Source organism: Pedobacter sp. 01T416_2 (genome assembly GCF_056398925.1).
In genome coordinates this window covers 1-8,411 of record NZ_JBFTQI010000194.1, presented here as the reverse complement: position 1 = coordinate 8,411, position 8,411 = coordinate 1, and the positions used below count along the sequence as shown (strand labels likewise).

6 protein-coding genes are annotated in these 8,411 nt (G+C 38.6%); 4 read left to right on the top strand and 2 right to left on the bottom strand.

All coding sequences use genetic code 11. The features are described 5' to 3' along the window. Positions 1 to 846, bottom strand: an 846-nt coding sequence (locus AC1DPQ_RS10435) for an AMP-binding protein (protein ID WP_477609146.1), incomplete at its 3' end; no start/stop codon positions are given. 253 nt (positions 847 to 1,099) lie between these two features. On the opposite strand from AC1DPQ_RS10435, the gene AC1DPQ_RS10430 reads away from it, so the two are divergent. Next, complete coding sequence (locus AC1DPQ_RS10430; RefSeq protein ID WP_057933119.1) at positions 1,100 to 1,564, top strand: hypothetical protein; 465 nt, start codon at positions 1,100 to 1,102, stop codon at positions 1,562 to 1,564. Positions 1,565 to 1,703: 139 nt separating this feature from the next. Here AC1DPQ_RS10430 and AC1DPQ_RS10425 read toward each other — a convergent pair whose 3' ends face one another. Further along, positions 1,704 to 3,482 (bottom strand): M61 family metallopeptidase, encoded by a 1,779-nt coding sequence (locus tag AC1DPQ_RS10425; RefSeq protein WP_477579990.1) that lies wholly within the window; start codon positions 3,480 to 3,482, stop codon positions 1,704 to 1,706. Between the two features lie 426 nt (positions 3,483 to 3,908). Between AC1DPQ_RS10425 and AC1DPQ_RS10420 the strand changes: the two genes are divergently transcribed. The 3 genes from AC1DPQ_RS10420 to AC1DPQ_RS10410 all read left to right on the top strand — a co-directional run. Then, on the top strand, positions 3,909 to 5,009 hold the full coding sequence (locus tag AC1DPQ_RS10420; protein WP_477609144.1) for an efflux RND transporter periplasmic adaptor subunit: 1,101 nt from the start codon (positions 3,909 to 3,911) through the stop codon (positions 5,007 to 5,009). Beyond that, positions 5,006 to 5,401 (top strand): efflux RND transporter permease subunit, encoded by a 396-nt coding sequence (locus tag AC1DPQ_RS10415; RefSeq protein ID WP_477579986.1) that lies wholly within the window; start codon positions 5,006 to 5,008, stop codon positions 5,399 to 5,401. Before AC1DPQ_RS10420 ends, AC1DPQ_RS10415 begins: the two co-directional genes overlap by 4 nt. Beyond that, positions 5,401 to 8,411: efflux RND transporter permease subunit (locus AC1DPQ_RS10410; RefSeq protein ID WP_477609142.1), on the top strand; the 3,011-nt coding region annotated here is incomplete at its 3' end. The genes AC1DPQ_RS10415 and AC1DPQ_RS10410, both read left to right, overlap by 1 nt.

Sequence of the window (8,411 nt, the reverse complement as noted above, 5' to 3'; positions counted from 1 at the left end):
CGTTAATGCTTTCCCCTTCTCCATTATCTTATCGTACACTTTTTCGAGAAGCCTTGGAACTGTAGAGAATACATTGGGTTTTACATGCTGAATATCGGCTACAATGGTTTCCATACTTTCGGCATAATAAACTCCTGTATAATTAAACAGATATAAATAAATGATCATCCGCTCGAAAATATGCGAAAGCGGCAAAAAGCTTAACCCTTTTTTAACGCCTTCGGGTATCACCACAGCCGAGTTAACAAAATTTGCCACCAAGTTATGATGCGTTAGCATTACACCTTTTGGCGTACCCGTAGTGCCAGATGTATAAATTAGGGTTAATACATCTTCGGGTGCAACATTAGCACGATATTTTTCCAAATCAATATCTGTACTCGCTTTGCCCAATTCGATTAATGTATTCCAGTTTTCGGTTTCTGTAATTTCGTTAAAACTATAAATCTTAATGGCTGGGTTAATTGCATCGGCACAAGGTTTAATTTTTTTATACAAATCTTCGTCGGCTACAAAAATAATGGCGATTTCTGCATCTTTTAAGATAAACTGGATATCGTGCTCGGCCAAGGTTGGATATAAGGGAATCTGATAGGCACCGATTTGGTTGGCTGCAAAATCGGCAATATTCCATTCAGGTCGGTTGTGCGACATTACAGCGACCCTGCCCCCTTTGCCTATTCCTTGTTTAATTAATCCGCGGCTTAGGTTATCTACGGCAGTACAAAAATCGGTTGTACTATAATTTATCCATTTTCCGTTAATTTTTCCGCTGATGAATTCTTGCTTTGGATTTTCGAGGCTATATTTCAAAAGATCAAAAACCCGTTTAATTTCTGCCGCCATATGAATTGTTTATTATTTGGTTAAGTTAAAAAATCAAACATAAAGATTAACATCTATATGCCTTTTTAATAAAAATAATACCTCGTAGTTAATAAAACGCTGTATTTACTTTTCGTAAAAAATATTTAAATAAACTTAGTGATTACAAAATTACTATGCAAGCATTGTTTTTTATCCTTATGGATTTTTACCAAAAAAACAGAAACGGCATTAAAGTTGTTAGGCTGATAATTATTTACAAAACATTTAAATTATGAAAAAGTTATTTACAATTTTAGGATGCATTGCATTGTTTGCCCTTACTACAACAAACGTTAAAGCTCAAAACTATAAAACCGGACTAGGTTTAGGCATTGACTTTGGTGATGGTGCTACATTGGTTGGTCCTTCAGTTAGGCATCACTTTAGCCCTAAAGCTGCACTACAAGGTGAAGTTTTATTTGGTGGAAACTCTACAATTATCCAGGGATTTCTTCAATACAATTCATCTATCCCTGGCGCAAAAGGTTTAGACTGGTATTTAGGTGGTGGTCCGTCGATTCAATTGTATGATGGTGGTTCTAGTTTTTACCTGGTTCCGATGGTTGGTTTAGATTATAAATTCTCTGGCGCACCGTTGGCATTAGCTTTAGACTGGAGACCAAGACTTTACATTGGCGACAACGATAGCGATTTTAACGCTGGAAGATTCGGCTTAGGTTTTAGATATACTTTTTAAGCGGGGGCGTTTGGCGCTGAGCGCTGAAAGACTAAAGCAAAAGTATAAAGGCATAAAAAATCCCGTAGGAAACTAATCTTACGGGATTTTTTTATTTCCCGAGTGATGGACTCAAGACTAATGACTTAAGACTCTAGACTTAAATTCCTGTCCATTTTTTTAACACTGCTTTTTGGGCTGGTGTTGCATTTTCGTTTACAGCTGCCTTTAAGCGTACATTTGGATTTTCTTTCAAGCTTAAAGAAATTTCTTTTTCAAGTCCATCGCGGATTACCTTAACCGTTAGCTGATCGCCAATTTTTTTATCGGTAATGATGGGTAAAATATCTAGCGAAAATTTCGGTTCTTTTAATTTCACATTTTTCAGTACATCACTTAGTGATGAGCCATCAATCAGTACAATTACATCGTTAACATTTAAACCACTTACCCAAGCTGCTGAGTTTCTGGTAACCGAAGTTACTTCTAAACCTTTAGTAGCCAACTGAACTGCTGCACCACTAACCGGTTTACCAGGCGTTGCATTTTCTGTAGAAACATCAACACCTGCATATGCGAAATATTTTACATAGTCTACATCATCTACACCGTTTACATACTTGGTCCAAAAGTTAGTAAAGCTAGTTCCTGATATCTTTTCAACCATTGCTTTAAATTCTGCATCGGTATAACCACGTTTTAAGGTTTTGCACTGCAAATACATGGCTTTCATTACATCATCTAAACTTTTAGCACCCTTGGTGGCATTAATGATTTCGAGATCCATCAAAATACCGATCACTTCTCCTTTATTGTAGTAAGAGATGGAATTGTTTTTTGAATTCTCATTCGGACGGTAGCCAATAATCCATGCGTCATAACTAGATGAAGCAGCTGACTGATATTTAGCTCCAGGGGTATTTAATACTGTACCAACACCGCTAGCCAGATCTTTCAAAAATTCGTTTACATCAGTAAAACCTGCTCTATGCAAGTATTTATTTTCGTAATACGATGTAAATCCCTCAGCTACCCAAAGGTTAGTGGTGTAATTTTCGTTGTCATAATCAAAAGGACCTAATGCCACCGGACGTAAACGCTTAACATTCCAAAGGTGGTGATACTCGTGTGCAACCAGGCCTAAAAAGCCTTTATAACCTTCTGCAGTATTGTAAGCGTTTCTTGTAGCGCCTAAAGTGGTAGAGTTTAAGTGCTCTAAACCTCCACCACCTTTTAAGAAATTATGAACAATGAAGAGGTAATATTTATTAGGGTTTTCGCCATAAACTGCAGTTTCTTTTTCTACAATTTTAGCCATATCTACTTTAAGTTTCTCTTTATCGTAGTTACCACCGCCGTACATGGCTACTTCGTGACGAACACCAGAAGCTGTAAATTCGAAAATATCCTGATTACCCACTTCAATAGGGCTATCGTAAAGAATATCAAAATCGGTAGCTTTATAGGTGAATTGCGCTCCAGCAACAGGTGTTAAACCAGTAGAAACTTTACTCCAGGTATTAAAAGGAATAATTTTTACAGTGCTTGGCGATTTGATCATGCCATCAGGATGCATAAAAATCCCTGTTGGAGACAAGAAAGCGTGAGATTCGTCGATAAAAGGTGTACGCACCGAGATTTCGAATGCATAAACACGATAGTTGATCTGGATATTGGCAGCCTTGGCTGAGAAAATTCTCCAGGTGTTTTTCCTTACTTTTTCAACTTTTACGGCTTTACCTGCTGCAGTAGCCTTAAATTCTTCTACACTTTTTTCAAACTCGCGAACCAAATAAGAACCTGGTGTCCAAACAGGCATTTTTACATCTACATAATCTTTTGCCAAGCCAGAAATATTCATCTGAACTTCAGCATAGTGTGCCTGTGGTTCTTTAAAAGAAACCTCAAAGCCTATTTTTACCTGCGCCTTCGCTGCCATAATACACGTTAGTAGTAAAACTAAACTTAAAATTGATTTTTTGTTAAACATATTGATATTGACTGTGTTTTGTTGCAAATTTAGATTTATTGACGGGGTTTTGGAACAAAATAGCTAAATGTGGTGTAAAATAGTTGTTTCGGTTCAACTTGCGTTTGGCGTTTGGCGATTTGCGGAAAATACAGGGAGCTTAAGTACCCAAATGGCACCAAGCATGTTTTTGTTGATTTTTGAAGGGATAATAATTGACTATGACCTATTATTTACACCCAAACTGTAGACTTCAGACTGCAGACTTCGGACTAAAATCGGTAACATCCTTAATACAACAAATTTAGGACTAAACTATTTGAATATTTTTACGCTCTAATTCTAGAATATTAATCTTATTTTAATGTTCGGAATACGCACGACACAAAAAGAAACATGAAGAAAAGGTATATTATCTATGCTGTTTTAGCTATAGGCTTGGCTTATTTGGTCTATTACAGAATTAACGCAAATAAAAAACTCGAAGGGAAAGGCGGAGCATCTGCCGGAGCTGGAAAAGGCAAACTTGGTGGCAAAGGGGGCGCTTCTGCACCATTGATAGTTGACGGAATCATCGTAAAACCGGTATCGTTTGATAATGATCTGGAGGTAACTGGCGCTATTGATGCAAACGAATCTGTTGTATTAAAAAGTGAAGTATCAGGATTGGTTACCGGCATCTATTTTCAAGAAGGTACAACGGTATCGAAAGGAAGTGTACTGGTTAAAGTAAACGACAGAGATATACAGGCCCAATTGCAGGATGCACTAACCAAACAAAAACTTTCCGGAACAAACGAAAACCGGGCAAAACAACTTTTGGCTAAAGGTGCAATCAGTCAGGAAGAATATGATACAGCGCTAGCAGATTTAAAATCGTTGCAGGCGCAGGCACAATTAATCAGGGCACAACTGGCTAAAACGACTATCCGCGCACCTTTTACAGGCAGAGTGGGTTTACGTAGTATTTCTGCAGGAAYATATTTAACACCAGCCACCGTAATTGCCAATTTGGTGAGCACCAACCCGGTTAAAATTACATTTTCTGTTCCTGAAAAATATGCTGGGCAGATTAAACTCAATTCGGAAATTACCTTTACCACTGATGGTTCTTCTAAAGAAAACAAAGGAAAGGTTTATGCCATTGAACCTGGAATTAACGCTGCAACCAGAACATTGCAGATCAGGGCTCTGGCTCCAAATGCCGATAATCTTTTATTACCTGGCTCATTCGCCAAAATTAAACTGGCTTTAAACACCCTTCAAAATGCTATTCTTATCCCTAACGAAGCAGTTATTCCTGTTTTAAAAGGTAAGATTGTTTATATCCAAAAGGATGGAAAAGCACAAGAGGTTAAAGTAGAAGCTGGTACACGTACCGATGAAAATATTGTAATTACTTCGGGATTAAAAGTTGGCGATACGGTTTTGACAACCGGATCGATGGCGTTAAAGAAAGATGCCCCGGTAAAAGTTCATTTGGTTAAACAATTATGAGTATCTCAACCACGGGTATCAAAAAAGTAGCCTTTATTGCCGTCGCGAATATGGTTTTTGGCCTGGTTGGCTGCAAGCAAACCCCTAAAGAGCGTGCCGCGATGCAGGTATATGTATCCTATGCTGAAGCAGATTCGGCTACAGTAATGAAGGTTTTAGATCCTTTGCAAAAAGAAATTTCAAAAATCAGCAATATCCATAAAATATCAACATCATCCCAAAAAGGTGCAGGCAATATTATCGTTGAATTTAACATGGATAAAAATATAGATAGTGCAGCTATTGAGGTACAAAACAGGCTAACTGTGGCTAACACCGGTTTACCAAAAGAAGCCAAAATATATTGTTTTAGAATGAACAACGAGCATAAAAAAAATAAATACAATCAATAATGAGTATTTCAACCACGAGTATAAAAAGGCCGGTTTTGGCCATTGTGATGAACTTATTGATTGTCCTTTTCGGGATAATCGGCTATACCTTTTTAGGTGTGCGCGAGTATCCGTCTATCGACCCCACGGTGGTTTCGGTAAGAACTTCCTATCCTGGTGCCAACTCAGATATTATCGAATCGCAAATTACCGAACCTTTAGAAAAATCGATCAATTCAATTGATGGCATCCGAAATATTTCTTCATCAAGCAACCAGGGAACAAGCAATATTACCATAGAGTTTAACCTCGATAAAAATATAGAAGAGGCCGCAAATGATGTGCGTGACAAAGTATCGCAGGCTGCCCGTACCTTACCAAAAGATATTGACGGTTTACCGGTAGTAAGTAAGGCCGATGCAAATTCTGACCCGATTTTATCAATGACCATCCAGAGCGATAAACGCAATACACTGGAGTTAAGTGATTTCGCTGAAAACGTAATCGCTGATCGTATCCAAACCATTCCGGGTGTAAGTAGCGTACAGATCCAGGGGCAACGGAAATATGCCATGCGTATTTGGATGGACCCAAATAAACTAAGTGCTTACGGTTTAACTTCACAAGATATTGTTACCGCCTTAGATAATGAAAACGTAGAGCTTCCATCAGGAAAAATCACCGGAGCTACTACCGAGCTGACAGTTAAAACCTTAGGAAAACTGACCAACGAAAGCGAGTTTAACAACTTAATCCTGAAAACAGATAGCAACCAGGTAATCAAATTAAAAGATGTAGGTTATGCAGTTTTAGGGCCTGAAAACGAAGAAACCATTTTACGCGAATCGGGCAGACCGATGGTGGCCATCGCCATTATCCCTCAGCCAGGAGCCAATTACCTCGATATCAGTAAAGAGTTTTACAAGCGTTTTGATAAGCTAAAAGCCGATATCCCTCAAGACATTAAGCTAAAAGTTGCATTAGACAATACACTATTTATCAAGCGATCGGTAACCGAAGTTGCCGAGACGATTGGTTTATCATTGGTACTGGTAATCTTGATCATTTACCTTTTCTTTAGAGATTGGGCTATTGCCTTCAGACCATTGATTGATATTCCGGTATCGTTGATTTTCACTTTCTTTATCATGTACGCCTTCGGATTTTCAATCAACGTATTGAGTTTGCTGGCCATTGTGCTCGCTACGGGATTGGTGGTAGATGATGGTATTGTGGTTACCGAAAATATCTTTAAAAAGGTTGAAGAAGGGATGTCGCCTTTCGAGGCAGCCATTAAAGGATCAAATGAAATCTTTTTTGCCGTAATTTCTATTTCCATTACCCTTGCAGCCGTATTCTTACCGGTAATTTTCTTGCAGGGATTTGTTGGCCGCTTATTTAGAGAGTTCGGGGTGGTAATCGGTGCAGCAGTATTGGTTTCGGCCTTTGTATCGCTTACTTTAACACCAATGTTAAACGCCTACCTGATGAAAAAAGGTGGACATAAACCATCCAGGTTTTACAATTGGACCGAACCCTATTTTGTAAAATTAAATGATGCCTACGAATCGAACCTGAATAAATTTTTGGATAAAAGATGGCTATCCGTTCCGATCATTTTGGTTTGTATGGGCTTAATTTTCTTATTCTGGAAGATTTTGCCAAAAGAAACCGCTCCATATGATGATAGAAGTGCGATAAATATTAATGCGACTACTCCAGAGGGTGCATCTTTTACCTATACCGATCAGTTTATTATGAAATTGAACCAATTGGTTCTCGATTCTGTACCTGAAAAAAATGTGAACATAACCATTACCTCGCCAGGTTTCGGTGGTTCAGGCTCGGTAAACTCTGGTTTTGTAAGGATGGGTTTAACTGATCCTGAAGATCGTAAGCGTTCGCAAAAAGACATTGCCGATATGCTTACCCGCATTACAAAGAAATATACCGAGGGCAAAACCATTGTAAATCAACAACCAACCATCTCAGTTGGCCGCCGTGGCGGTTTACCGATCAGTTATATCATCCAGGCACAAAATTTCGAAAAATTAAGGGAGAAAATTCCTTTGTTTATGGATGCGGTATCGAAAGATCCAACATTCACCGTTTCGGATGTGAACCTGAAATTTAACAAGCCTGAAATTAATTTAACCATCGATAGGGATAAAGCCAAAAATTTAGGTGTTTCCATATCTGCTATTGCCCAAACCTTAAATTTAGGTTTAAGTGGCCAAAGGTTTTCGTATTTCTTCATGAATGGAAAACAATATCAGGTAATTGGCCAGTTCGATCGTGGAGACCGGAAAGATCCATTAGATTTGAGCTCGGTTTATGTACGTAATGATAAGGGCGAATTGGTTCAGCTCGACAATGTGGTTACTGCTAAAGAAGAAAGTAGTCCACCACAACTGTACAGGAACAACCGTTTTATCGCAGCAACTGTTTCGGCAGGGTTAGCACCTGGAAAAAGTATTGGTGAAGGTATTGATGCCATGGACGCCATTTCTAAAAAAGTATTGGATGAAACTTTCTCTACTGATTTAAGTGGAGAATCGCGGGATTTTAAAGAAAGTTCTTCAAACACCTTCTTTGCATTCGGTTTGGCACTGCTACTCGTTTATTTAATTCTTTCGGCGCAGTTTGAGAGCTTCAAAGATCCGATTATTATCATTTTAACCGTACCTATGGCGGTTGCGGGTGCATTTTTATCGCTATGGTTATGTGGCCAAAGCTGGAATATCTTTAGCCAGATCGGTACCATTATGCTTATTGGTCTGGTAACTAAAAATGGCATTTTAATTGTCGAATTTGCTAACCAGTTAAAAGAAAAAGGCATTCCAATCCCCGAAGCCATACGGGAGGCTGCTGTTTCGCGTTTGCGTCCAATTTTAATGACCAGTTTGGCGATTGCCATTGGTGCACTACCTATTGCATTGGCTTTAGGAGCTGCTGCAAAAAGTAGAATGAGTATGGGAACCGTAATTGTTGGTGGTACCTTATTCTCTTTGGTTTTAACCTTATTTGTAAT